Below are 21664 nucleotides of genomic sequence, written 5' to 3' on the forward strand. Positions count from 1 at the left end.
CCTTCTGCAATCACCGAACAATCACCGGACCGTAGCGAAAACGGGTATGGAAAAGGGTCGGAACCCGGATGGGATTCCGACCCTTCACGTCGTTGTCAGCGAGTCAGGCTCACTCGGCGTTCTCAGCCGGGGCCTCGGCCTCGACCGGAGCCTCGACGACGGCTTCCTCGGCGACCTTGACGGCGGCTTCGGCTTCCTTCACGACGGCCTTCTTCGGGGAGACCGGCTCGGTGACCAGCTCGATGATGGCGGCCGGAGCGGAATCGCCCTTACGCGGGGTGATCTTCACGATGCGGGTGTAGCCGCCCTCGCGCTGCTCCATCTGCTCGGCGATCTCGGTGAAGAGCTTGTGCACGACGGACTTGTTGCGGATCACGCGCAGGACGCGACGGCGGGAGTGCAGGTCGCCGCGCTTCGCGAAGGTGATCAGGCGCTCGGCCAGCGGACGGAGGCGCTTGGCCTTCGGCAGCGTGGTGACGATGCGGCCGTTCTGGAACAGGCTGGTGGCCATGTTCGCGAGCATGAGGCGCTCGTGGGCCGGGCTGGAAGCCAGGCGCGGGCCCTTCTTCGGGGTAGGCATAGTAAGTAACTCCTTGGGGAAGCCCCGCCGCGCTCAGGTGGGCATATGCCCGAACATCCGGGCGCGGCGAAGCGGTTGGGTTTCAAAGGGGGCGGATCACTCGTCTTCCGGCGAGTAGAAGGTGCCGCCTTCGAGGTTGGTGGCGTCGAAGCCCAGCGGCGAGGCCTTGAGCGACAGACCCAGGGTCTGCAGCTTCTCCTTGACCTCATCGATCGACTTCATGCCGAAATTGCGGATGTCGAGCAGGTCCTGCTCGGTGTGGGCGACCAGCTCGCCGATGGTGTGGATCTGCTCGCGCTTCAGGCAGTTGTAGCTGCGCTGGGTCAGGTTCAGATCCTCGATCGGCACGGCCATCTCCGGGTTGGATTCCTCGGCGACCGGGGCCGGGCCGACCTCGACGCCTTCGGCCTGGACGTTGAGCTCACGGCACAGGCCGAAGAGCTCCACCAGGGTCGAACCGGCGGAGGCGACCGCGTCACGCGGCGAGATGGCGGGCTTGGTCTCCACGTCCAGGATGAGCTTGTCGAAGTCCGTGCGCTGTTCCACGCGGGTGGCCTCGACCTTGTAGCTCACCTTGAGCACCGGGGAGTAGATCGAGTCGACCGGGATGCGGCCGATCTCGTCGGTGTCCTGCTTGTTCATCTGGGCCGGGACGTAACCGCGGCCACGCTCGACGGTGAACTCGATCTCGAGTTCGCCGTCCTCGGCGAGGGTCGCGATATGCATCTCGGGATTGGCGATGGTCACGCCTGCCGGCGGGGTGATGTCACCCGCGGTGGCCTCGCCTTCGCCGCTCTTGCGCAGATACATGACGACCGGTTCGTCGTACTCGCTGGTGAGCACGATGCCCTTGATGTTGAGCAGGATCTCGGTCACGTCCTCCACGACGCCCGGCAGAGTGGTGAACTCGTGCAGGGCACCGGAGATGCGGACCGAAGTCACGGCGGCACCCGGAATCGAGCTCAGGAGGGTTCGGCGCAGCGAGTTGCCAAGCGTATAGCCGAAGCCCGGCTCCAGCGGCTCGATGGTGAAGCGGGAGCGCTGCGGATTGAGGACTTCCTCGGTCAGGGTCGGACGCTGTGCGATAAGCACTATGGTATCCTTTCAGCTTTTCTGGTCGGTGGTGCACTCACCGGCCAGGCAAGCGGCTTTGGATTATTTGCTCTGTCTGTGCTCAGACGCGACGACGCTTCGGCGGACGAACGCCGTTGTGCGCCTGCGGGGTGACGTCGGTGATGGAACCGACCTCGAGGCCAGCGGACTGCAGGGAGCGGATGGCGGTCTCACGACCGGAACCCGGGCCCTTGACGAACACGTCGACCTTCTTCAGACCGTGCTCCATCGCCTTGCGGGCGGCGGACTCGGCAGCCATGCCGGCGGCGTACGGCGTCGACTTACGGGAGCCCTTGAATCCGACATCGCCACCGGAAGCCCAGGACACGACAGCGCCGGACGGATCGGTGATCGAGATGATCGTGTTGTTGAAGGTGGACTTGATATGCGCCTGCCCGACCGGGATCGACTTGCGATCACGGCGACGCGGCTTGCGCGCGGCTTGCTTTTGAGCGGCCATTGATCCTCGTTTCCTATTAACGAATGAATTTGCTTGTCCGGACGATGGAACTCACGTCCCGTGGCCCGGATCTCGCCACCGGACTACTTGGTGGCCTTCTTCTTTCCGGCGACCGTGCGCTTCGGGCCCTTGCGGGTGCGGGCGTTGGTCTTGGTGCGCTGGCCGCGCACGGGCAGACCCTTGCGATGACGCATGCCCTGATAGCAGTTGATCTGGATCTTACGACGGATGTCCGCGTCGATCTCACGACGCAGATCGCCCTCGATCTTGTAGTTACCCTCGAGATAGTCACGCAGCGTGATCAGCTGCTCATCCGTCAGATCCTTGACGCGGATGTCCGGGTTGATACCGGTCGCGGCAAGCGTTTCCTTCGCACGAGTGCGACCCACACCGAAGATGTAGGTGAGGGCGATTTCAATGCGCTTCTCATTGGGGATGTCGACTCCGGCAAGACGTGCCATTGCGATTCCTTCTATGTTCCGCAGGTCGTGCACCGAGTCGTCCGGTCTCCCGGCCCGGGCCTGCGAACCCGGGGTTCAGCCGTTCTTTTCCCGAGGGAAGAAACGGTCGTGACTCAGCGCCTTTCTGTGTGCCGCTGGATCTGTCTCAGCCCTGGCGCTGCTTGTGGCGCGGGTTGATGCAGATCACCATGACGCGGCCGTGACGACGGATCACGCGGCAGTTCTCGCAGATCCTCTTCACACTAGGGCTGACCTTCATGGTTTTCCTTTTTGTGTTGTGTACCTTACTTGTATCGGTACGTAATGCGCCCGCGGTTCAGGTCGTAGGGGCTCATCTCAAGCACGACGCGGTCCTGGGGCAGGATGCGGATGTAGTTCTTGCGCATCTTGCCGGAGATCGTCGCGAGCACGATGTGCTTGTTCTCGAGTTCGACGCGGAACATCGCGTTCGGCAGTGCTTCCACCACCTGACCTTCGACTTCAATCACACCGTCTTTTGCCATGAGTCCCTTTAATCCGTTCCTTGGGTCAATTACCGTTGACATGTCCGAAGACACACCAACTTACAAATATACACGAAAAGCGGAGATGTGACACTCGGCGTGTCGTATCTCCGCTTTCGTGACGGACTGTGTTATCCGGGTTTGCTATCCGATCGGCCGATCGTCCGATCGTCCGCTCGGGCCGATCAGCCCAGCACCTCGACGATGGCGGCCTGGATGGCGTTGATCTCGCCGACGCCGTCGATGGCGACCAGCTGGCCGCGGTCGCGGTAGATGTCGAGCAGCGGCTCGGTCTCCTTGGCGTAGGTGGCCAGACGCTTGGCGATGGCCTCCGGGGTGTCGTCGGAGCGGCCCTGCTCGGCGGCGCGCTTGGCGATGCGCTCCATCAGCACCTCATGGTCGGCGTCGAGGGCGACGACCTTGTCGAGCGGGGTGCCCAGCTCGGCGAGCATCGCGTCGAGCGCCTCGACCTGGGAGGCGTTGCGCGGGTAGCCGTCGAGAATCCAGCCGCCCTGAGCGTCATCCATGGCCAGACGGTCCTTGACGATGGTGTTGGTCAGCTCGTCGGGGACCAGCTCGCCCTTGTCGGTGTACTTGAGCGCCTCGAGGCCCAGCTCGGTGCGGTTCTTGATGTTGTAGCGGAAGATGTCGCCGGTCGAGATGGCCGGGATGCCGTAGTGCTCGGCGAGCAGCGCGGCCTGGGTGCCCTTGCCCACGCCCTGGGGGCCCATGATGAGAAGACGCATGTCGTTTCCTTTCGTAGAAATGGCGGCGGCTCCCCTATGCGGGGAGCCGATGGGTCGTCAGCCTTCCTTGTGGTCGATGTTCTCGAGCAGGAAGCCGGTGTACTGGAACTGTTCGGTCTGGGCCTTGGCCTGACGCAGGGTGTCGAGGCCGACGCCCGCGATGATCAGGATGGTCGTGCCGCCGAACGGCAGCTTGGAGTTGAGCTGCAGCGCCATGATGAGCACGGTCGGGATCAGCGCGACGAACAGCAGGTAGACGGCGCCGACGGTGTTGAGTCGGTTCATCACGTAGTTCAGGTAGCGGCTGGTGGCCGAGCCGGCGCGGATGCCGGGGATGAAGCCGCCGTACTGCTTCATGTTGTCGGCGGTCTCGTCCGGGTTGAACGTGATCGACGTGTAGAAGAAGCAGAAGAACACGATCATCAGCGCGTACAGCGCGATGTACCACACCGAGGTGGTGTTCGCCAGGTTGGAGTTGATCCACTTGACCCAGGCCTGGTCGGAGTCGCCGAACTGGGCGATCAGCGTCGGGATGGCGAGGATCGAGGAGGCGAAGATCGGCGGGATGACGCCGGACATGTTGACCTTGAGCGGCAGGTAGGTGGAGGAGCCGCCGTACATCTTGCGGCCGATCATGCGGCGCGTGTACTGGACCGGGATGCGGCGCTGGCACAGCTCGACGTAGTCGACGAAGATCAGGATGACCAGCAGCACGCCGGTGACGATGCCGAACTTGAGCCAGTCGCCGTCGGTGCCGTCGGTGCCCCAGCCGATCTCCCACAGCTGCGGCAGGAAGCCGGAGCAGATGGACATGAAGATGAGGATCGACATGCCCTGGCCGATGCCCTTGTCGGTGATGAGCTCGGCCATCCACATGATCAGGCCGGTGCCGCCGGTCATGATGAGCACCATGACGATGAGGTCCCACACGTTGCTGCTGGGGATGACCTGCGCGGAGCATCCGGAGAAGAGCGCGCCGTTCTTGGCCGTCACGAGGATCGTGGTGGACTGCAGCACCGCGAGTCCGATGGTCAGGTAACGGGTGTACTGGGTCAGCTTGGCCTCGCCGGACTGCCCTTCCTTGTGCAGCGCCTCGAAGCGCGGGATGACCACGCGCAGCAGCTGCACGACGATCGACGCGGTGATGTAGGGCATGACGCCCAGCGCGAAGATCGACAGCTGCAGCATGGCGCCGCCGGAGAACAGGTTCACCAGGCCGATGAAGTTCTCCTGGTTGGAGCTGAGCGCGTCGACGCACTCCTGCACCGCACCGTAGTCGACTCCCGGGGTCGGAATGAACGATCCGATCCGGTAGATGATGATCATGCCGAGGACGAAGAGGATCTTGTTCCTCAGCTCCTTGGTTCGAAAGGCCTGGATTAACGTCCTCACCTGGGTTCCTTTCCATTCGTGCGCCCTTCGCGCACCCTCCGGACAGACTCTAACCGTCGAGTCTAGCGTATCGCGTCTACCGTGGGATGGCCGCGACCGCCATGCGTATCTGTCGTGTCTTCCTCGACGAAAGTACCATGGTCCGTTGCGTCTTGTCTGTGTTGTGGTTGGCCGTCGCGCCGATGACGGCGTCCGATGCCGTCCGTCGCGTCCGTCGCCGGGCGGTATGGCCCGTCGTCCGATGCCGTCGCGTCCGTCCGTGCCTCTCCCCCCACGTTGACGACGCCGGCTGTGCCGCGTGACCGCGGCCGCATACGAGATGACCCTCGCCGCAAGCGCGGACGAGGGTCATCATTCGTTGCTCGATGCGGATCGGCAGCGAGGAGACTACTCCTCGATCGAACCGCCGGCAGCCTCGATCTTCGACTTGGCCGAAGCGGAGGCCTTCACGCCCTTGAGGTTCAGAGCCACGGTGGTCTCACCGTCGCCCAGCACCTTGACGGGCTGGTTGGCGCGCACGGCGCCCTTGGCGACCAAGTCGGCGACGGTGATCTCACCGCCGGCCGGGAACAGCTCGGCCAGAGCGGCCACGTTCACGACCTGGTATTCCTTCTTGAACGGGCTCTTGAAGCCACGCAGCTTCGGAAGGCGCATGTACAGCGGCAGCTGGCCACCTTCGAAGCCCGGACGAACCTGGTAGCGCTTCTTGGTGCCCTTGTCGCCACGGCCCGAGGTCTTACCCTTGGAGCCCTCACCGCGGCCGACGCGGATGCGGTCCTTCTTCGCGCCCGGAGCCGGACGCAGATCGTGCATCAGCAGGATGCCGGTCTCTTCTTCAGCCATAATCAGTCTGCCTCCTCAACGGTGACCAGGTGGCGCACCGTGTTGATCAGACCGCGGGTGACGGCGTTGTCCTCACGGACGACCGTCTGGCCGATCTTGCGCAGACCCAGGGTCTGAGCGGTGGCGCGCTGCTTCGGGGTACGGTTCACCAGACCGTGGTGCAGGGTGATCTTCAGGTTAGCCATTATCACTCACCATCCTTCTGGGCGGCAGCCTCTTCGCGGGCCTTGCGGGCCTCGGCGATGCCGGCGGCGCGGGCGCGCAGCAGGGAGTCCGGGGCGACCTCGTTGAGGGCCAGACCACGGCGGGCCGCGATCTCCTCCGGATCCTCGAGCTGCTTGAGGGCGGCCACGGTGGCGCGAACCATGTTCACGGCGGTGGCGGAGCCCATCGACTTGGTCAGGATGTCGGTGATGCCGGCGCACTCCATGACGGCGCGGACCGGGCCGCCGGCGATAACGCCGGTACCCGGGGCGGCCGGGCGAAGCAGCACGGTGCCGGCGGCGTCGTGGCCGATCACCGGGTGGGTGACGGTGCCGCGGACGCGCGGAACGGTGAACATGTGCTTCTTGGCATCCAGCTGGCCCTTGGCGATAGCGGCCGGAACCTCACGGGACTTGCCGTAGCCGACGCCCACGGTGCCGTTGCCGTCACCGACGACGACCAGAGCAGCGAAGCTGAACGTACGGCCGCCCTTGTGGGTCTTGGACACACGGTTGATGGTCACCACGCGGTCGAGCAGCTCATCGCCCTGCTTCTCTTCACGACGGTTGCGACGCTCGCCGCGACGGCCTTCGCCGCGCTGGCCGCGACGGGACTTGCGGTCCTCGTTCGCGTTGTTGGTCTCCGCCGCAGTGTTCTGAGTTTCTTCAGCCACTTGGGTTTCCTTCTGGGTTTCGTCGCTCACAGTGCCAGACCTCCCTCGCGGGCGCCTTCAGCGACAGCTGCGACGCGACCGGTGTACTTGTTGCCGCCACGGTCGAAGACGACGGCCTCGATGCCGGCAGCCTTGGCCTTTTCAGCCACGAGCTGGCCGACCTTCTTGGCGGCCTCGACCTTGGTGCCCTCGAAGCCGGCGAAGTCGGCGGTCAGGGTCGACGCGCTCACCAGGGTGTGGCCCTTGGTGTCGTCGATGATCTGGGCGACCATATGGCGGTTGGAACGGGTCACGACGAGACGCGGCATTTCCGGGGTGCCGGAGATGCGCTTGCGCAGACGGGCGTGACGACGCTTGAGCGCGACCTTCTTGCCCTTGCCGAGAATCTCAACGCTCATATCACTTACCAGCCTTTCCAGCCTTGCGCAGGATACGCTCGTCCGCGTACTTGATGCCCTTGCCCTTGTAGGGTTCCGGAGCGCGCAGCATGCGGATGTTGGCGGCAGCCTGGCCGACGGCCTGCTTGTCGATGCCCTTGACGATCACGGTGTTCGCGTTCGGAACCTCGAACTCGATGCCTTCGGCCGGGTCGACGGTGATGGTGTGGGAGTAGCCGAGCGCGAACTCAATGCTCTTGCCCTTCAGCGTGGCGCGGTAACCGGTGCCGACGATCTGCAGGGTCTTGGCATAGCCTTCGTGCACGCCCTTGACCAGGCTGGCGACGATGGCGCGGGCCAGACCGTGCTTCGCACGGGTCGGACGCAGGTCGTCAGCGGGGGTGAGGACGACCTCGTTGCCTTCGACGGCAGCGGAGATGCCCTCCGGGATGATGTAGGAGTCGGAACCCTTCGGGCCCTTGGCCGTGAAGTTCTGACCGTCGATCGTGACTTCCACGCCGGCCGGGATGGCGACGGGGAGCTTACCAATATGCGATGCCATGTGTCAGCTCTCCTTTCTCACCACACGTAGGCGACGATCTCGCCGCCGATGCCCCGGTCGAGGCATTCCTTCTGGGTCATCAGTCCCGAGCTGGTCGAGATGATCGCGATACCGAGGCCACCGAGCGGCATCGGCAGCGCGTCGGACTTCGCGTAGCGGCGAAGGCCCGGCTTGGAGATGCGCTTGATGCCCTGGATGGAACGCTCGCCGTTCGGACCGTACTTGAGCGTGAGCTCGAGGGTCTGGCCGACGCGGGCCTCCTTGGCGGCGAAGTCCTTGATGTAGCCTTCGCGCTTCAGGATCTCGGCGATGCTCGCCTTGAACTTGGAGTACGGCATGTCCACGGTCTCGTGCTTCGCCGCGCTCGCATTACGCAGACGAGTGAGCATGTCTGCGATGGGATCTGTCATTGTCATTTTGGGCTTGTTGCCCTTTCTCGCTATGGTTTCCGCCGCCCTTACGCCCGTGTGTTCACGGGCGATCGGGCCGCGGACCTTCAGCGTCGATGTTTACCAACTGGACTTCGTAACGCCGGGCAGCTCGCCGCGGTGGGCCTTCTCGCGAAGGCAGATGCGGCACAGGCCGAACTTGCGGTAGACGGAGTGGGGACGACCACAAACCTGGCAGCGCGTGTAGGCGCGCACCTTGAACTTCGGCTTGGCGGCCGCCTTGTTCTTCAGAGCGGTTTTTGCCATATCAGTTCTCCTTGAAGGGGAAGCCGAGGTGCTTGAGCAGCACGCGGGCTTCCTTGTCGTCCTTGGTGCTGGTCACCACGGTGATGTCCATACCGCGCTGGTGATCGATCGAATCCGGATCGATCTCGTGGAACATGGACTGCTCGGTGAGACCAAAGTTGTAGTTGCCCTGGCCGTCGAACTGGTTGCCGTTGATGCCGCGGAAATCGCGGATGCGCGGCAGAGCCATGGTCAGCAGACGGTCGAGGAACTCCCACATGCGGTCGCCACGCAGGGTGACGTACGCGCCGATGGCCTGGCCCTCACGCAGGTGGAACTGCGCGACGGACTTCTTGGCCTTCGTGATCTTCGGCTTCTGGCCGGTGATCAGGGTGAGGTCCTTGACGGCGCCCTCGATGAGCTTGGAGTCACGCGCGGCGGCGCCGACGCCCATGGACACGACGACCTTCTGGATGCGGGCGACCTGCATGGGGTTGGAGTACTGGAACTCCTTCTCCATCTCGGGGACGATGACGTCCTTGTACTGCTGCTTCAGGCGGGGGGTCGCCGGCGCTTCGACGATATCGGTCATGCCAGCTCCTTTCCGGACTTCTTGGCCACGCGCACGCGCACGGTCTTCACCTTGCCGTCGCGGACCTCTTCCTTGACCACGATGCCAACGCGGGTCGGCTGCTTGGTCTCCGGGTCGATCAGCATCACGTTGGAGCGATGGATCGGGGCCTCGACGGAGACGATGCCGGCCTGCTGGCCCTGCTGGGTGGCGCGGACGTGCTTCTTGACGATCTGCACGCCCTCGACGATCAGGCGATCGTTGTCCAGCACGCGGGTCACGGTGCCTTCCTTGCCCTTATCCTTGCCACGGATGACCTTGACCAGGTCGCCGCTCTTGATCTTGGCTACCATGTCAGATCACCTCCGGGGCGAGGGACACGATGCGCATGAACTTCTTGTCGCGCAGCTCACGAGCGATCGGTCCGAAGATACGAGTGCCCTTCGGTTCACGGCCGGAGCCGAGAATGACGGCGGCGTTCTCGTCGAACTTGATGTAGGAGCCGTCGACACGACGGTGCTCCTTGACGGTGCGGACGACGACGGCCTTGACCACGTCGCCCTTCTTGACCGACCCGCCAGGGATCGCGTCCTTGACGGTGGCGACGATGATGTCGCCCAGGCCGGCATAGCGTCGCTTCGATCCGCCGAGCACTCGGATGGCGAGGATTTCCTTCGCACCCGTGTTGTCGGCGACATGAAGCCGCGTTTCCTGCTGAATCATTGATTCTCCTTAGCCGAGCTGGTTCTCCCCGAGCACCCCGCCCACCTGTACGAGCATGGGCGGGGTGTCTCGCGGAGCCTTGCCGAACTTGTTACTTAGCGCGCTCGATGATGGTATCGAGACGCCAACGCTTGGTCTTGCTCAGGGGCCGAGTCTCCATAATACTCACGAGGTCGCCAACGTGCGCGTCGTTGTGTTCATCATGGGCCTTGACCTTGCTGGTGGAGCGGACGACCTTGCCGTACAGCGGGTGGGTCGTACGCAGCTCGAGCTCGACGGTGATCGTCTTGTCCATAGCGTCGGACACGACGTAACCGCGACGAACCTTACGGAAGTTACGCTCTTCAGCCATTAGTTCTCCTCAGCTTTCGTCTCGGAGGCCTCGGGCGCCTGGCTGATGCCGAGCTCACGCTCGCGCAGGACGGTGTACATCCTGGCGATGTCGTGCTTGACCGCCTTGAGGCGGGCAGTGTTCTCGAGCTGACCGGTCGCGTGCTGGAAGCGCAGGTTGAACAGCTCTTCCTTGGACTTCTTCAGGAAGCCCTCGATCTCCTCGTTGGTCTTCTCGTTCAGATTCTTGATTGCGTAATCAGCGGTACCGACTGCCATCAGATATCACCACCTTCGCGTGCAATAACACGGCACTTCATCGGAAGCTTGTCGATCGCGCGGCGCAGGGCCTCGCGGGCGACTTCCTCGGACACGCCGCTGATCTCGAACATCACGCGGCCCGGACGCACGTTGGCGATCCAGAACTCCGGGGTGCCCTTACCGGAACCCATTCGGGTGCCCAGCGGCTTCTTGGTCAGCGGACGATCCGGGAAGATCGTGATCCACACGCGGCCGCCACGCTTGATGTAGCGGGTCATGGCGATACGAGCGGCCTCGATCTGACGGTTCGTGATGTAGGCCGGCGCAAGCGCCTGGATGCCGAACTCGCCGAACGCGATCTCGTTGCCGCCCTTGGACATGCCAGAGCGGACCGGACGATGCTGCTTGCGGTACTTAGTCCTCTTCGGGATAAGCATCAGTTCACTCCTTAGTTTCCGTTGCGGCAGGCGCCTCGGCGGCGGCCGGGGCCTGAGCCTCGGTGTTGCGCGGGGCGGCGTTGCGGTTGCCACGGCGCGGACGGCGATCGCCGCCGCGGCGGCCACCGCGGTTGTTCTGCTGAGCCTGCTGCTCTTCGAACTCGCGCTCGGTCATATCGCCCTTGTAGATCCACACCTTGACGCCGATGCGGCCGTAGGTGGTCTTGGCCTCGAAGAAGCCGTAGTCGATCAGGGCGCGCAGGGTCTGCAGCGGGACGCGACCCTCGCGGTAGAACTCGGAACGGCTCATCTCAGCGCCGCCGAGACGGCCGGAGAGCTTGATGCGGATGCCCTTGGCGCCGGCGTGCATCGCGTCCTGCTGGGCCTTGCGCATCGCGCGACGGAAGGTCACGCGGTTGGCCAGCTGCTCGGCGATGCCCTGAGCGACGAGCTGGGCGTCCAGAGCGGCGTTCTTGACCTCGAAGATGTTGAGCTGGACCTGCTTGCCGGTGAGCTTCTCGAGCTTGGCGCGGACCTTCTCGGCCTCGGCGCCACGGCGGCCGATCACGATGCCCGGACGGGCGGTGTGGATGTCCACACGCACGCGGTCGCGGGTGCGCTCGATGACGATGCGGGACACGCCCGCACGCTCGAGGTCCTTGTTCATGACCTTGCGGATCTGGTCATCTTCCAGGACGAAGTCACGGTAGCGCTCGCCGGGCTTGTTGGAATCGGAGAACCACTTGGAGCGGTGGTTCTCGGTGATGCCCAGACGATAGCCAAAGGGATTGATCTTCTGACCCATCTTTAGCGGGCTCCTTCCTTGCTAGCGACGACGACCGTGATGTGGCTCGTGCGCTTGTTGATACGAGCGGCACGACCCTGGGCGCGGGCGCGGAAACGCTTGAGCGTCACGCCTTCGTCCACGTAGGTCTCCTTGATGACCAGGTCGTTCTCGCGGAACGGCTCGCCGGCGCGCTCGGCCTTGACGCGGGCGTTCGCGATGGCGCTCTCCAGGACCTTGCGAACCGGGAGGGACGCGTCCTGCGGAGCGAACTTGAGGATGGTGACGGCTTCGGTCGCCTTCTTGCCGCGGATGAGGTCGACCATGCGGCGAGCCTTGCGCGGCGTCACGCGGACGTGACGAGCGATTGCTTTAGCTTCCATGTTCTATTCCTTATCCTTTAGCGGCGGGCCTTCTTGTCGTCCTTCACATGACCCTTGAAGGTCTTGGTCGGGGCGAACTCACCGAGCTTGTGACCGACCATGGCCTCGGTGACGAACACCGGGACATGCTTGCGGCCATCGTGAACAGCGAACGTGTGTCCGATGAAATCCGGGGTGATCATCGAACGGCGCGACCACGTCTTGATGACGTTGTGCGTGCCCTTCTCGTTCTGCTCGTCGACTTTCTTCTGCAGGTGGGCGTCGACGAAGGGCCCCTTCTTGATGCTACGAGTCATCTACTCGACACTCCCTTACTTGCGGTTCTTGCCATTCGGACGGCGGCGAACAATCATCTTGTTCGAAGCCTTCTTCGGACGACGGGTACGAACCTCGCCCTTGCCCCACGGGGAGACCGGCGGCTTGCCACCGCGGGTACGACCGCCGTGCGGGTGGTCGACCGGGTTCATGGACTCACCACGGGTCCACGGACGCTTGCCCATCCAACGGGCGCGACCGGCCTTGCCGAGCTGGATGTTGGCGTGGTCGGAGTTGCCGACCTCACCGACGGTGGCGCGGCAGCGGGCGTCCACGTTGCGGATCTCACCGGACGGCATACGCAGCTGGGCGTAGGCGCCGTCCTTGGCGACGAGCTGGACGGAGGCACCGGCGGAACGCGCGATCTTGGCGCCGCCCAGCGGCTTGAGCTCGATCGCGTGGACGACGGTACCGGTCGGGATGTTCTTGAGCGGCAGGTTGTTGCCCGGCTTGATGTCGGCCTGGGCGCCGGTCTCGATCACATCACCCTGCTTGATGCCTTCCGGGGCGATGATGTAGCGCTTCTCGCCATCGGCATAGTGCAGCAGCGCGATGCGGGCGGAGCGGTTCGGGTCGTACTCGATGTGAGCGACCTTGGCCGGCACGCCGTCCTTGTCCCAGCGACGGAAGTCGATGAGACGGTACTGGCGCTTGTGACCGCCGCCGCGATGGCGGGAGGTCATACGGCCGTAGGAGTTGCGACCGCCGGTCTTGGACAGCTTGCGAACCAGCGACTTCTCAGGCGTGGAGCGCGTGATCTCGGAGAAGTCCGAGACGGAGGCGTTGCGACGGCCTGCAGTCGTCGGCTTGTAAACGCGGATAGCCATAATATAGTTCTTCCTTTAACTTTTCTCGGCTAGCCTTCAGTTGCCGAAGATGTCGATCGTCTGGCCCTCGGCGACGGTCACGATCGCGCGCTTCTGGTTGACGCGCTGACCGAAACCGGTGCGGGTGCGCTGACGCTTGCCGGCGCGGTTGAGGGTGTTGACGTTCGTCACCTTCACCTTGAAGATCTCTTCGATGGCCTGCTTGATCTGCACCTTGTTCGCGTCCGGGGACACCACGAAGGTGTACTGGCCGCGATCGGACAGGGCATAGCTCTTCTCGGAGACGACGGGCTTGATGATGACGTCGTATGCGGGCTTGTGAATAGCGACCATGGAAATCAGGCCTCCTTGACGGCCGGCTCGGTCTTCGCCGCGACGAAGGCGTCCAGGCCTTCCTTGGTGAAGACGACGTACTGAGCCGTGACCACATCGTAGGTGTTCAGCTGGTCGGCGAAGATCGGGTGGACGGTCGGGATGTTGCGGACCGACAGCCACTCGTTCACGTTCTCGCGGGCGAACACGACGGTGGTGAACTTGTTCTCGGTGATCGGGGTCAGCGCGGCGACGGCGGCCTTGGTGGACGGGGCGTCGGCGACACCGAAGTCCACGACGGCGACGTGGCCGGCGTTGGCACGGTCGGAAAGCACGTAGCGCAGGGCCGCGGCCTTCATCTTCTTGGGGGTGCGCTGCGAGTAGTCACGCGGCTGCGGACCGAAGACGGTGCCGCCGTGGTACCACTGCGGGGCGCGGGTCGAACCCTGGCGGGCACGGCCGGTGCCCTTCTGCTTCCACGGCTTCTTGCCGCCGCCGGAAACCATGCCACGGGTCTTGGTCGCGTGAGTGCCCTGACGGGCGGCGGCCAGCTGGGCCACGACGACCTGGTGGATCAGCGGGACGCGAGCCTGGACCTCTTCGGCGGTGTGGCCGAAGATCTCACCCGGGACCTCAACGGTGCCGGTGGCCTGGCCCTTGGCGTCAGTCACGTTCAGAGTAACGTTTGCCATGATTTATCAGGCTCCCTTCACTGCCGTGCGGACGAGAACGATGCCGTTCTTCGGGCCCGGGATGGCGCCCTTGACAGCGATGATGCCGTTCTCGGCATCCACGGAAACGACGGCGAGGTTCTGGACGGTCGCGGTCACGTGACCCATGCGGCCGGCCATGCGCTTGCCCTTGAGAATGCGGCTCGGAGTCGCGCATGCGCCCACGGAACCGGGACGACGCTCGTTCTTGTGCGAGCCGTGGGAACGACGGTAGGACTTGAAGCCCCAGCGCTTGATGGTGCCGGCGAAGCCCTTGCCCTTGGTGGTGCCGGTCACGTCGACCTCGGAACCCTCGGCGAAGGACTCGACGGACAGCTCCTGGCCCGGCTCGTACTCGGCGGCGTCGGCGGTGCGCACCTCGACGAGGTGGCGACGCGGGGTGACGCCCGCCTTGGCGAAGTGGCCGGCGAGCGGCTTGGTCACCTTGGTCGGGTTGATCTGGCCGTAGCCGATCTGGATGGCCTCATAGCCGTCGGTCTCCTCGGACTTGACGGCGGTCACCACGTTGGTGGAGACGTCCACCAGCGTGACCGGGACGAAGAAGCCGTTCTCGTCCCAAACCTGGGTCATGCCGAGCTTCTTGCCCAGCAGAGCCTTGTGGCTACCCCTCTGCGAAGTCATAACGGTCCCTCCTCCCTTACAGCTTGATCTCGATGTTGACGTCCGCCGGCAGATCAATGTGCATCAGGGAGTCCACGGCCTTGGGGGTCGGGTCCACGATGTCGATGAGACGCTTGTGGGTGCGCATCTCGAAATGCTCGCGGGAATCCTTGTACTTGTGAGGAGAACGGATAACGACGAACACGTTCTTCTCGGTCGGGAGCGGAACCGGGCCAACCACAGTTGCGCCCGCGTTCGTCACCGTTTCGACGATCTTCTTCGCCGATTGGTCGATGACCTCGTGGTCATAGGACTTAAGCCTGATGCGGATTTTCTGTCCCGCCATTGCCTTCCGCCCTTTCTAGCGATTCGTGTACTGTTTACCAACCTGTATTCATCAAAGGGCACCGGCGAGGTCGGCCGCACGAAGACCCACCTCTGGCGAGGTGACCTCGTGGCCGAGCCACATCAGTGCGCAGGCATCCAAGCACCCACTCTCATGGATCCATGTCCTGCGCTCGCTTTTTTGATTCCAATTTGCGAGCCCTAAATCAGGCAACTGCTTCATTAAACCACCCGCCCTACCCTTAGGGACTCCGGGCGTGTCGCGCTCCGTGGGCAGGACTGCGGCCGGACTTCGGCCGGTCTGCGGGCTCGCACCGGCGGTCCCGTCATCGGCGATCCGGCGACCCGCGTCCGACCGTCGGAGATAACTCTGGCGCGTCCGCGGACGCTCCCCTATCGTAGGCGGCATGACCTCATCACCGCATACGCAGACCACCCGCACCGGCGCGAGGCCGACGACGGCCCGCGACTGGATCCCCGACCAGCCCGGCGCATGGATGATGGCGCTCTCCCCCGCGCTGGCCGGCATGATCGTCGGCGGACCGAACCTCACGACGCTCTGGCTGCTCGTCGCATGGACGCTGTGCTACTGCGTCCAGTTCACCGCCTCCCGATGGCTCACGTCGCGCTTCGCGCGCCGCTACCTGCCGCCGGCGGCGACGTACGCGGCGGCCCTCGTCGTCGTCGGGCTGCCGTTCCTGATCATGCATCCGACCGTGCTGTGGTGGGCGCCGCTGTACGCCGTGCTGGCGGCGCTGTCGTTCGCGGCGGCGTGGCTGCGCCGCGAACGCACGCTGTGGGGCAATGCGGTCGCGGTCGTCGCCGCCTGCTCGATGGCGATGGTCGTCGCCTCGTTCGGCAGCCGGGCGGCCAGCGCCGCGCATCCGGCCCTCGTCAACGGAGGTCCGCCGGCGGCCGTCACGTTCCTGCTCGTCCAGTTCGGTTCGGTGCTGTTCGTCAAGACGATGATCCGGGAGCGCGGCAAGCGCGCGTATCTGCTCGCCTCGTGGGGCTGGCATGCGGCGCTGCTGGCCGTGGCGGCCGTCCTGTGGGCCGTGCTGGGATTCGGCCGGCCGTTCGTGATGCCGCTGATCCTGTGCGTCTGGCTGCTGGCGCGCGCGGTCGCGCTGCCGCTGATCGCCCGGCGCCGGCGGCTGAAGCCGATCGTCGCCGGCGTCGTCGAGATCGTGTCGAGTCTGCTGGCGTTCGCCGCGGTCGTCATGACGTTCTAGGCGGTGTCGGACGGCCCGGTTCCGTCCTGCATAGAAATGGACATAGCGAAGGAGCCCGGCCCCTGATGGGGTCGGGCTCCTTCTCTATGCGGACCTATCCGGAAGCGAGGTTCCGGATGTCAGGCTCAGATGCGCTCGGAGGCTTCCTCCGTGGCGGCCTCGCCCTCGCGCTCGACGCGCAGGCGATGGCCCTCGGCCTGGGACACGCCGTAGTACGCGGCGATGGCGATGTCCTTCATGTCCTCGATCTGCGGGATGCGCGGGTTCGCCGGGGCGCACTGGTCCTCGTAGGCGCGCATGCCGATCTGGTCGAGCACGCTCCAGAAGTAGTCCTCGTCCACGCCGCAGTCCTGGAAGGACTTGTTCATGCCGAGCTTGTTGTCGCGGTAGTCCTCGACGGCCTTGGCCAGGTTCTCGACGGCCTCCGCCGGGGTCTTGCCCGGGTCGACGCCGAGGTTGATGGCCAGCTCGCGGTAGCGCTCGTCGGCGATGTACTTGTTGTACTTCGGCCACGAGGTCGGCTCCTCCGGCACCTGGCCGTTGTAGCGGATCACGTACGGCAGCAGGATGGAGTTGGTGCGGCCGTGGGCGATGTGGCACAGGGCGCCGATGGTGTGGCTCATGCCGTGGCACATGCCCAGGAACGCGGAGCCGAAGGCCATGCCGGCCATGGTGGCGGCGTTGTGCATCTTCTCCTGCGCCTGCGTCTTCTCCAGGCCCGGCTCGCCGTTGACGGACTCGGCCAGGTTGTTCCAGATCAGCTTGGCCGCGTGCAGCGCCATGCCGTCGGTGAAGTCGTTGGCGTAGACGGACACGTAGGCCTCGAAGCTGTGGGTCAGGGCGTCGAAGCCGGCGTCGGAGGCCAGGCGACGCGGCTGGGTGCGGGCCAGGACCGGGTCGACGATGGCGACGGACGGGGTGAGCGCGTAGTCGGTGATCGGGTACTTGTAGCCGGTCTTGTGGTCGGTGATCACGGCGAACGGCGTGACCTCGGAGCCGGTGCCGGACGAGGTCGGCACGCACACCAGCTTGGCCTTGGAGCCCAGCGGCGGGATCTTGAACGCGCGCTTGCGGATGTCGAAGAACTTCTCGCGCACGTCGGAGAAGGAGATCTCCGGGTGCTCGTAGAGCAGCCACATGATCTTGGCCGCATCCATCGGGGAGCCGCCGCCGACCGCGATGATCGTGTCGGGCTCGAACTCCTCGCGCATCATCTCCGCGCCCTTCTCGACGGTCTCGACGGACGGCTCCGGCTCGACGTAGTCGATGATGCGGAAGGTGACGTTGTTGGCGCGGGCACGCAGCTGGTCGATGACCTTGTCGATGATGCCCAGCTGCTCCATGACGCGGTCGCACACGATGACGGCGCGCTCGATGCCCTCCATGTCGCGCAGGTACTTGATCGCGTTCGGCTCGAAGTAGGTCTTGGCCGGGATCTTGAACCACTGCATGTTGTTGTTCCTCCGAGCGATGCGCTTGATGTTGATCAGGTTCACGGCCTGCACGTTGCCGGAGACGGAGTTGCCGCCGTAGGAGCCGCAGCCCAGGGTCAGCGACGGGGCGATCGAGTTGTAGATGTCGCCGACGCCGCCCAGCGAGGACGGGGAGTTCCAGATGATGCGGCAGGCGTGCATGCGCTTGCCGTACTCGCGCACGAGCTCCTGGTTGTTGGTGTGGATGGCGGCGGTGTGGCCGGCGCCCAGCTTGAGCATGGCCTCGCACATCTCGAACGCCTGCTCCTTGTTGTCGGACTTGAGCACGGCGTGGACCGGGGCGAGCTTCTCGTGGGTCAGCGGCTCGTCGTCGGAGACCTCCTTGCACTCGGCGGCCAGGATGGTCGCGTCGGCCGGGATCTCGAAGCCGGCGGCCTTGGCGATGAACTGCGGGGACTTGCCCGGCACCACGGAGTTGAGGACCGGCTTCTGGCCGGAGCCGGCGGTGCAGCCGAACATGTACTGCTCGAGCTTCGCCTTCTCCTCGGCGTTCACGAAGTAGGCCTTGCGGCGCTTGAGCTCCTTGACCAGACGCGCGTAGACGTCCTTGTCGGCGATGATGGCCTGCTCGGTGGCGCAGATCATGCCGTAGTCGAAGTGCTTGGACAGGATGAGGTCGTTGGCCACGCGCACGACGTCGACGTCCTTGTCGATGTACGCCGGGGCGTTGCCCGCGCCCACGCCCAGGGCCGGCTTGCCCGAGGAGTAGGCGGCCTTGACCATGCCCGGACCGCCGGTGGCCAGGATGGTGGCGATGCCCGGGTGCTTCATCAGCGCGCCGGTGGCCTCGATGGACGGATGCTCGATCCACTGGATGCAGTTCTCCGGGGCGCCGGCCTCGATGGCGGCGTCGCGCACGATGCGCGCGGCCTCGGCGGAGCACTTCTGGGCGCCCGGGTGGAAGCCGAACACGATCGGACAGCGGGTCTTCAGGGCGATGAGGCACTTGAAGATCGCGGTGGAGGTCGGGTTGGTGACCGGGGTGACGCCGGCGACGACGCCGACCGGCTCGGCGATCTCGTCGATGCCCATCACGTCGTCCTCGCGGATGATGCCGACGGTCTTCTGGCCGGCCAGGTAGTTGGTGACGTGCTCGCAGGCGAAGATGTTCTTGGTGGCCTTGTCCTCGACCAGACCACGGCCGGTCTCGTCGACGGCCATCTTCGCGAGCACGAGGTGCTTGTTCAGCGCGGCGACCGAAGCCTTGGCGACGATGCGGTCGACCTGCTTCTGATCGAGCTTCTCGAACTCCGCCAGAGCCTTCAGACCCTTGTTGACGAGGGCGTCGACCTCGGCCTCGGCCGCGGCCTGCTTCTCTTCGGGGGTCGGCTTGGTCGGAGCTTCGACCTTCTTTGCTTCTGCCATGAATCCTCCTCGACTTGCGTGTAGCAAATTGGGTGTTCCGCCCGCGCGGAGCGGACATTGTGCGGCCCGCTGCGGGATCATACCCGCGCGATGTGGCCTGCGTCACAATCTACCCGATGACGTTGCGCCCCGCATGCGCACATTTCCCCCGGCGTTTCATGTGATGTCTTGTGCCATTTTTGTGCAAAACCGTTCGCTTTGCCGTGATTTCGACGCCAAATACGTCGATTTTGAGGGGTTTTGTTCACTTTCGACCGTTTTCTCACACCCTAGAACCGGTCTCATCTCCCACTCTTTTGCAAAGTCATTTATCAAAAGAAAAAAGATACTACCCAAATACATAAAGCGACTTTGCAAAAGTGGTATGATAATCATCGAAAACGGCCTTATCAGGCGGGAGAGGACGATGACGACCACCACACCGGCAGCCGACGCACGTCACGACAGCGCGCGCATCATCCTGCGGCACCTGTACGCGAACCGGCGCGCCACCAAACGCGATCTGCAGCAGACGCTGGGGCTGAGCCTGCCCACCATCGGCGCGCGACTGCGTGAACTCGAGGACGACCGGCTCGTCACCTGCGACGGGGAGGCGGCGTCGACCGGCGGCCGCAAGGCGCGCACCTACGCGTTCGCGTCCGCATCCCACGTCGCCATCGGCGTGGCCATGCGCCCCACCGAACTGACCGTGTGCGCCGTCGACCTGTACGGGTCGGTCGTCGCGCGCGTCGACCGGACCACCGTCTACCGCAACGACAACGCCTACTACCAGCGGGCCGGCGCGCTCGTCGACGAGGTCGCCGCCGAGCAGGAGCGCGACGGGCGCGTCGTGCTCGGCGTCGCGTTCGTCGTGCAGGGCATCGTCGCCCCCGACGGCTTATCCGTCGCGTTCGGTCCCATCATGGGCAACACCGGACTGACGCTCGCCACGCTCGCCCAGAACGTGCATCATCCGGCGACGATGATCCACGCCGCCGACGCCGACGCGACCGCCGAACTGTGGTTCGACCGCGACCTGCGCGACGCGGTCTGCCTCTACCTCGACCGGCGCGTCGGCGGCGCGCTCGTCATCGACGGGCGGCTGCGACAGGGACCCAACCGCTGCAACGGGGGCATCGAACACATGACGCTCATGCCCGGCGGACGCGCCTGCTACTGCGGGCAGCGCGGCTGCGTCGACGCGTACTGCTCGCCCGAGACGCTGCCCGAGGACTACGAGAGCATCCCCGGCTTCTTCAGCGTGCTCGAACAGGGCGAGACGCACCACCGCGAGCGCATGAACGAATGGCTCGACCACATCGCGCAGGCGATCGTCAACGCACGCACCGTGGTCGCCGGCGACGTGGTCGTGGGCGGCGAGGCGGCTCAGTACCTCGTCGACGAGGACATCGCCGCGCTGCGTGCGCGCGTAGAGGCCCGCACGCCGTACGGAACCGACCGGTTCACGCTGCGCAAGGGGCTCGGACTCGAGGGACAGGACGTCGTCGGCGCCGCGCTCACGCTCATCGGACCGTATCTGCGCGACCTGCTCGGCGACTGAACGCCGGCACGGCCGGCCGGTTGCGTCGCAATCCGTGACCGGCCCCGGGCCATCCCATACCGATTGCGACGCAACACGCGTCCCCAGCGTCGCAATCCGCATGAGAATTGACGGTCTCATACGAATAACGACGCAATTCATCCCCATAGCGTCGTTATTCGCACAGAACTGGCCCATCCCATACGAACGGCGACGCAACACACGTCCCCAGCGTCGCAATCCGCATCGGGAACAGCTTCCGCATACAGGTTGCGACGTGACACGGGCTTTCTGCGTCGTGATTCGTAATCGACCGGCCCATCACATACGAACGGCGACGTGGACGGGACGTATGGGACCGTTACTTGACGATCTGGCAGAACTCAATCGTCTCGCGGTTGGGGCCGAACACGTTGAAGTAGCGGATGCCCTTGTCCCAGAACGTCGGAATCGACTGGATCTCGCTCTCGCGCGTCTCCAACCCCAACGCCTTCGCGTTCTCCCACGCGGCCTCGATGTCCGGGGTGTCGAATGCCCAGTGGTTGATCGCGCCGGCGGCCATCGGCGCCTCCTCGCCCTCCCACGTCTCGATCGTCAGATGACCGTAGCGCAGGAACGCGCACCGGTTCTCCCCGTTCGGGTAGACGCCCACCAGCTCGAAGCCGAGCTTGTCGACGTAGAACGCGATCGTCTCGTCGAGGTCGCGGGCGATCATGCCCGAATGCTGCAGGTCGGTGGTGAACGCGGTCATCGGTGCGGTCATGGGATCCTCCTTCGTCGTGGACCGTCGCGGATACGCATCCCAGCGTAGCCGTCGGCGTCGCGATCCGCACACGAACCGACCGTCG

The 21664-nt window shown here is 64.7% G+C and carries 33 protein-coding genes; 2 read left to right on the forward strand and 31 right to left on the reverse strand.

The annotated features are described in order from the left end of the window. Positions 1-109 precede the first annotated feature (109 nt). The 29 genes from rplQ to rpsJ all read right to left on the reverse strand — a co-directional run bounded on the left by rplQ (position 110) and on the right by rpsJ (position 15208). The gene (gene rplQ, locus D2E24_RS01045) at positions 110-580 is read right to left on the reverse strand and encodes a 50S ribosomal protein L17 (protein WP_125967454.1); all 471 of its coding nucleotides are present in this window, start codon (positions 578-580) and stop codon (positions 110-112) included. A gap of 96 nt (positions 581-676) precedes the next feature. Next, positions 677-1672, reverse strand: a complete 996-nt coding sequence (locus D2E24_RS01050; protein WP_125967455.1) for a DNA-directed RNA polymerase subunit alpha — start codon at positions 1670-1672, stop codon at positions 677-679. An 82-nt stretch (positions 1673-1754) separates the two neighbouring features. Beyond that, positions 1755-2153: a 30S ribosomal protein S11 gene (rpsK, locus tag D2E24_RS01055; RefSeq protein WP_033516516.1), complete on the reverse strand. Its 399-nt coding sequence runs from the start codon at positions 2151-2153 to the stop codon at positions 1755-1757. 83 nt (positions 2154-2236) lie between these two features. Continuing rightward, positions 2237-2614: a 30S ribosomal protein S13 gene (gene rpsM / locus D2E24_RS01060; RefSeq protein ID WP_125967456.1), complete on the reverse strand. Its 378-nt coding sequence runs from the start codon at positions 2612-2614 to the stop codon at positions 2237-2239. 145 nt (positions 2615-2759) lie between these two features. Beyond that, complete coding sequence (gene rpmJ / locus D2E24_RS01065; RefSeq protein ID WP_003842636.1) at positions 2760-2873, reverse strand: 50S ribosomal protein L36; 114 nt, start codon at positions 2871-2873, stop codon at positions 2760-2762. A gap of 25 nt (positions 2874-2898) precedes the next feature. Then, positions 2899-3117, reverse strand: coding sequence for a translation initiation factor IF-1 (gene infA, locus D2E24_RS01070; protein ID WP_003808114.1), 219 nt, complete (start codon positions 3115-3117; stop codon positions 2899-2901). Positions 3118-3302: 185 nt separating this feature from the next. Then, entirely contained in the window at positions 3303-3863 is a 561-nt protein-coding gene (locus D2E24_RS01075; RefSeq protein ID WP_125967457.1) for an adenylate kinase, read from the reverse strand. Positions 3864-3920: 57 nt separating this feature from the next. Continuing rightward, positions 3921-5255: a preprotein translocase subunit SecY gene (gene secY / locus D2E24_RS01080; protein WP_125967458.1), complete on the reverse strand. Its 1335-nt coding sequence runs from the start codon at positions 5253-5255 to the stop codon at positions 3921-3923. Between the two features lie 387 nt (positions 5256-5642). Then, positions 5643-6098, reverse strand: coding sequence for a 50S ribosomal protein L15 (gene rplO / locus D2E24_RS01085; protein ID WP_125967459.1), 456 nt, complete (start codon positions 6096-6098; stop codon positions 5643-5645). A gap of 2 nt (positions 6099-6100) precedes the next feature. Then, positions 6101-6283, reverse strand: a complete 183-nt coding sequence (gene rpmD, locus D2E24_RS01090) for a 50S ribosomal protein L30 (protein WP_125967460.1) — start codon at positions 6281-6283, stop codon at positions 6101-6103. 2 nt (positions 6284-6285) lie between these two features. Further along, positions 6286-7005, reverse strand: a complete 720-nt coding sequence (gene rpsE / locus D2E24_RS01095) for a 30S ribosomal protein S5 (RefSeq protein ID WP_125967461.1) — start codon at positions 7003-7005, stop codon at positions 6286-6288. Then, positions 7002-7373: a 50S ribosomal protein L18 gene (gene rplR, locus D2E24_RS01100; RefSeq protein ID WP_125967462.1), complete on the reverse strand. Its 372-nt coding sequence runs from the start codon at positions 7371-7373 to the stop codon at positions 7002-7004. The genes rpsE and rplR overlap by 4 nt, the downstream gene beginning before the upstream one ends. Position 7374: 1 nt before the next feature. Next, on the reverse strand, positions 7375-7914 hold the full coding sequence (gene rplF, locus D2E24_RS01105) for a 50S ribosomal protein L6 (RefSeq protein ID WP_125967463.1): 540 nt from the start codon (positions 7912-7914) through the stop codon (positions 7375-7377). A gap of 17 nt (positions 7915-7931) precedes the next feature. Beyond that, positions 7932-8330, reverse strand: a complete 399-nt coding sequence (gene rpsH, locus D2E24_RS01110; protein WP_125967464.1) for a 30S ribosomal protein S8 — start codon at positions 8328-8330, stop codon at positions 7932-7934. Between the two features lie 93 nt (positions 8331-8423). After that, positions 8424-8609: a type Z 30S ribosomal protein S14 gene (locus D2E24_RS01115; protein WP_003808046.1), complete on the reverse strand. Its 186-nt coding sequence runs from the start codon at positions 8607-8609 to the stop codon at positions 8424-8426. 1 nt (position 8610) lies between these two features. Then, positions 8611-9180: a 50S ribosomal protein L5 gene (gene rplE, locus D2E24_RS01120; RefSeq protein ID WP_125967465.1), complete on the reverse strand. Its 570-nt coding sequence runs from the start codon at positions 9178-9180 to the stop codon at positions 8611-8613. Continuing rightward, the gene (gene rplX, locus D2E24_RS01125; protein WP_125967466.1) at positions 9177-9512 is read right to left on the reverse strand and encodes a 50S ribosomal protein L24; all 336 of its coding nucleotides are present in this window, start codon (positions 9510-9512) and stop codon (positions 9177-9179) included. The genes rplE and rplX overlap by 4 nt, the downstream gene beginning before the upstream one ends. A gap of 1 nt (position 9513) precedes the next feature. After that, complete coding sequence (rplN, locus tag D2E24_RS01130) at positions 9514-9882, reverse strand: 50S ribosomal protein L14 (protein WP_125967467.1); 369 nt, start codon at positions 9880-9882, stop codon at positions 9514-9516. 91 nt (positions 9883-9973) lie between these two features. Further along, positions 9974-10234, reverse strand: coding sequence for a 30S ribosomal protein S17 (rpsQ, locus tag D2E24_RS01135; RefSeq protein WP_125967468.1), 261 nt, complete (start codon positions 10232-10234; stop codon positions 9974-9976). Further along, entirely contained in the window at positions 10234-10491 is a 258-nt protein-coding gene (gene rpmC / locus D2E24_RS01140) for a 50S ribosomal protein L29 (protein ID WP_125967469.1), read from the reverse strand. Before rpmC ends, rpsQ begins: the two co-directional genes overlap by 1 nt. Next, entirely contained in the window at positions 10491-10910 is a 420-nt protein-coding gene (rplP, locus tag D2E24_RS01145) for a 50S ribosomal protein L16 (RefSeq protein ID WP_125967470.1), read from the reverse strand. The genes rpmC and rplP overlap by 1 nt, the downstream gene beginning before the upstream one ends. Before the next feature lie 4 nt (positions 10911-10914). After that, a complete protein-coding gene (gene rpsC, locus D2E24_RS01150) occupies positions 10915-11715 on the reverse strand; it encodes a 30S ribosomal protein S3 (protein WP_125967471.1) in 801 nt (266 codons plus the stop codon). A 2-nt stretch (positions 11716-11717) separates the two neighbouring features. Next, positions 11718-12077 carry a 50S ribosomal protein L22 gene (gene rplV, locus D2E24_RS01155; RefSeq protein WP_125967472.1) on the reverse strand — a complete coding sequence of 120 codons (360 nt, stop codon included), beginning with the start codon at positions 12075-12077 and terminating at the stop codon, positions 11718-11720. A gap of 17 nt (positions 12078-12094) precedes the next feature. Then, the gene (gene rpsS, locus D2E24_RS01160) at positions 12095-12373 is read right to left on the reverse strand and encodes a 30S ribosomal protein S19 (RefSeq protein ID WP_015450968.1); all 279 of its coding nucleotides are present in this window, start codon (positions 12371-12373) and stop codon (positions 12095-12097) included. A 15-nt stretch (positions 12374-12388) separates the two neighbouring features. Then, the gene (rplB, locus tag D2E24_RS01165) at positions 12389-13219 is read right to left on the reverse strand and encodes a 50S ribosomal protein L2 (RefSeq protein ID WP_125967473.1); all 831 of its coding nucleotides are present in this window, start codon (positions 13217-13219) and stop codon (positions 12389-12391) included. A 36-nt stretch (positions 13220-13255) separates the two neighbouring features. Beyond that, positions 13256-13552 carry a 50S ribosomal protein L23 gene (gene rplW, locus D2E24_RS01170; RefSeq protein ID WP_125967474.1) on the reverse strand — a complete coding sequence of 99 codons (297 nt, stop codon included), beginning with the start codon at positions 13550-13552 and terminating at the stop codon, positions 13256-13258. Positions 13553-13557: 5 nt separating this feature from the next. Beyond that, positions 13558-14223: a 50S ribosomal protein L4 gene (gene rplD, locus D2E24_RS01175; RefSeq protein WP_125967475.1), complete on the reverse strand. Its 666-nt coding sequence runs from the start codon at positions 14221-14223 to the stop codon at positions 13558-13560. 6 nt (positions 14224-14229) lie between these two features. Continuing rightward, positions 14230-14883 carry a 50S ribosomal protein L3 gene (rplC, locus tag D2E24_RS01180; protein ID WP_125967476.1) on the reverse strand — a complete coding sequence of 218 codons (654 nt, stop codon included), beginning with the start codon at positions 14881-14883 and terminating at the stop codon, positions 14230-14232. A 16-nt stretch (positions 14884-14899) separates the two neighbouring features. Continuing rightward, complete coding sequence (rpsJ, locus tag D2E24_RS01185) at positions 14900-15208, reverse strand: 30S ribosomal protein S10 (RefSeq protein WP_003808013.1); 309 nt, start codon at positions 15206-15208, stop codon at positions 14900-14902. 406 nt (positions 15209-15614) lie between these two features. Here rpsJ and D2E24_RS01190 point away from each other — a divergent pair, with 406 nt between their 5' ends. Further along, positions 15615-16439, forward strand: a complete 825-nt coding sequence (locus D2E24_RS01190; RefSeq protein ID WP_125967477.1) for a YwiC-like family protein — start codon at positions 15615-15617, stop codon at positions 16437-16439. A gap of 125 nt (positions 16440-16564) precedes the next feature. On the opposite strand, the gene adhE is transcribed toward D2E24_RS01190, so the two are convergent. Continuing rightward, positions 16565-19297 carry a bifunctional acetaldehyde-CoA/alcohol dehydrogenase gene (gene adhE, locus D2E24_RS01195; protein ID WP_125967478.1) on the reverse strand — a complete coding sequence of 911 codons (2733 nt, stop codon included), beginning with the start codon at positions 19295-19297 and terminating at the stop codon, positions 16565-16567. A gap of 406 nt (positions 19298-19703) precedes the next feature. On the opposite strand from adhE, the gene D2E24_RS01200 reads away from it, so the two are divergent. Beyond that, a complete protein-coding gene (locus tag D2E24_RS01200; protein WP_125967479.1) occupies positions 19704-20837 on the forward strand; it encodes an ROK family transcriptional regulator in 1134 nt (377 codons plus the stop codon). A gap of 340 nt (positions 20838-21177) precedes the next feature. On the opposite strand, the gene D2E24_RS01205 is transcribed toward D2E24_RS01200, so the two are convergent. Then, on the reverse strand, positions 21178-21579 hold the full coding sequence (locus D2E24_RS01205; RefSeq protein WP_125967480.1) for a VOC family protein: 402 nt from the start codon (positions 21577-21579) through the stop codon (positions 21178-21180). Positions 21580-21664 lie beyond the last annotated feature (85 nt).

Source organism: Bifidobacterium samirii (assembly GCF_003952945.1).
GTDB classification, from domain to species: Bacteria; Actinomycetota; Actinomycetes; order Actinomycetales; family Bifidobacteriaceae; genus Bifidobacterium; species Bifidobacterium samirii.

Excerpts from the sequence above, each read along its gene's own strand:
- rplE (WP_125967465.1), bottom strand. The coding sequence starts at position 9,180 with ATGACCGATATCGTCGAAGCGCCGGCGACCCCCCGCCTGAAGCAGCAG.
- D2E24_RS01075 (WP_125967457.1), bottom strand. The coding sequence starts at position 3,863 with ATGCGTCTTCTCATCATGGGCCCCCAGGGCGTGGGCAAGGGCACCCAG.
- rpmC (WP_125967469.1), bottom strand. The coding sequence starts at position 10,491 with ATGGCAGTCGGTACCGCTGATTACGCAATCAAGAATCTGAACGAGAAG.
- rpsS (WP_015450968.1), bottom strand. The coding sequence starts at position 12,373 with ATGACTCGTAGCATCAAGAAGGGGCCCTTCGTCGACGCCCACCTGCAG.
- rplX (WP_125967466.1), bottom strand. The coding sequence starts at position 9,512 with ATGGTAGCCAAGATCAAGAGCGGCGACCTGGTCAAGGTCATCCGTGGC.
- rpsJ (WP_003808013.1), bottom strand. The coding sequence starts at position 15,208 with ATGGCGGGACAGAAAATCCGCATCAGGCTTAAGTCCTATGACCACGAG.
- rplP (WP_125967470.1), bottom strand. The coding sequence starts at position 10,910 with ATGCTTATCCCGAAGAGGACTAAGTACCGCAAGCAGCATCGTCCGGTC.
- rpmD (WP_125967460.1), bottom strand. The coding sequence starts at position 6,283 with ATGGCTAACCTGAAGATCACCCTGCACCACGGTCTGGTGAACCGTACC.
- rpsH (WP_125967464.1), bottom strand. The coding sequence starts at position 8,330 with ATGACAATGACAGATCCCATCGCAGACATGCTCACTCGTCTGCGTAAT.
- rplB (WP_125967473.1), bottom strand. The coding sequence starts at position 13,219 with ATGGCTATCCGCGTTTACAAGCCGACGACTGCAGGCCGTCGCAACGCC.
- rplQ (WP_125967454.1), bottom strand. The coding sequence starts at position 580 with ATGCCTACCCCGAAGAAGGGCCCGCGCCTGGCTTCCAGCCCGGCCCAC.
- infA (WP_003808114.1), bottom strand. The coding sequence starts at position 3,117 with ATGGCAAAAGACGGTGTGATTGAAGTCGAAGGTCAGGTGGTGGAAGCA.
- rpsM (WP_125967456.1), bottom strand. The coding sequence starts at position 2,614 with ATGGCACGTCTTGCCGGAGTCGACATCCCCAATGAGAAGCGCATTGAA.
- rplD (WP_125967475.1), bottom strand. The coding sequence starts at position 14,223 with ATGGCAAACGTTACTCTGAACGTGACTGACGCCAAGGGCCAGGCCACC.
- rplN (WP_125967467.1), bottom strand. The coding sequence starts at position 9,882 with ATGATTCAGCAGGAAACGCGGCTTCATGTCGCCGACAACACGGGTGCG.
- rplV (WP_125967472.1), bottom strand. The coding sequence starts at position 12,077 with ATGGAAGCTAAAGCAATCGCTCGTCACGTCCGCGTGACGCCGCGCAAG.
- rplF (WP_125967463.1), bottom strand. The coding sequence starts at position 7,914 with ATGGCATCGCATATTGGTAAGCTCCCCGTCGCCATCCCGGCCGGCGTG.
- D2E24_RS01205 (WP_125967480.1), bottom strand. The coding sequence starts at position 21,579 with ATGACCGCACCGATGACCGCGTTCACCACCGACCTGCAGCATTCGGGC.
- D2E24_RS01200 (WP_125967479.1), top strand. The coding sequence starts at position 19,704 with ATGACGACCACCACACCGGCAGCCGACGCACGTCACGACAGCGCGCGC.
- rplC (WP_125967476.1), bottom strand. The coding sequence starts at position 14,883 with ATGACTTCGCAGAGGGGTAGCCACAAGGCTCTGCTGGGCAAGAAGCTC.
- rpsQ (WP_125967468.1), bottom strand. The coding sequence starts at position 10,234 with ATGGCTGAAGAGCGTAACTTCCGTAAGGTTCGTCGCGGTTACGTCGTG.
- D2E24_RS01115 (WP_003808046.1), bottom strand. The coding sequence starts at position 8,609 with ATGGCAAAAACCGCTCTGAAGAACAAGGCGGCCGCCAAGCCGAAGTTC.
- adhE (WP_125967478.1), bottom strand. The coding sequence starts at position 19,297 with ATGGCAGAAGCAAAGAAGGTCGAAGCTCCGACCAAGCCGACCCCCGAA.
- rpsC (WP_125967471.1), bottom strand. The coding sequence starts at position 11,715 with ATGGGTCAGAAGATCAATCCCTTTGGCTATCGTCTGGGCATCACCGAG.
- D2E24_RS01190 (WP_125967477.1), top strand. The coding sequence starts at position 15,615 with ATGACCTCATCACCGCATACGCAGACCACCCGCACCGGCGCGAGGCCG.
- rplO (WP_125967459.1), bottom strand. The coding sequence starts at position 6,098 with ATGGCTGAAGAAGAGACCGGCATCCTGCTGATGCACGATCTGCGTCCG.
- rpmJ (WP_003842636.1), bottom strand. The coding sequence starts at position 2,873 with ATGAAGGTCAGCCCTAGTGTGAAGAGGATCTGCGAGAACTGCCGCGTG.
- rplW (WP_125967474.1), bottom strand. The coding sequence starts at position 13,552 with ATGGTCGCTATTCACAAGCCCGCATACGACGTCATCATCAAGCCCGTC.
- rplR (WP_125967462.1), bottom strand. The coding sequence starts at position 7,373 with ATGAGCGTTGAGATTCTCGGCAAGGGCAAGAAGGTCGCGCTCAAGCGT.
- rpsK (WP_033516516.1), bottom strand. The coding sequence starts at position 2,153 with ATGGCCGCTCAAAAGCAAGCCGCGCGCAAGCCGCGTCGCCGTGATCGC.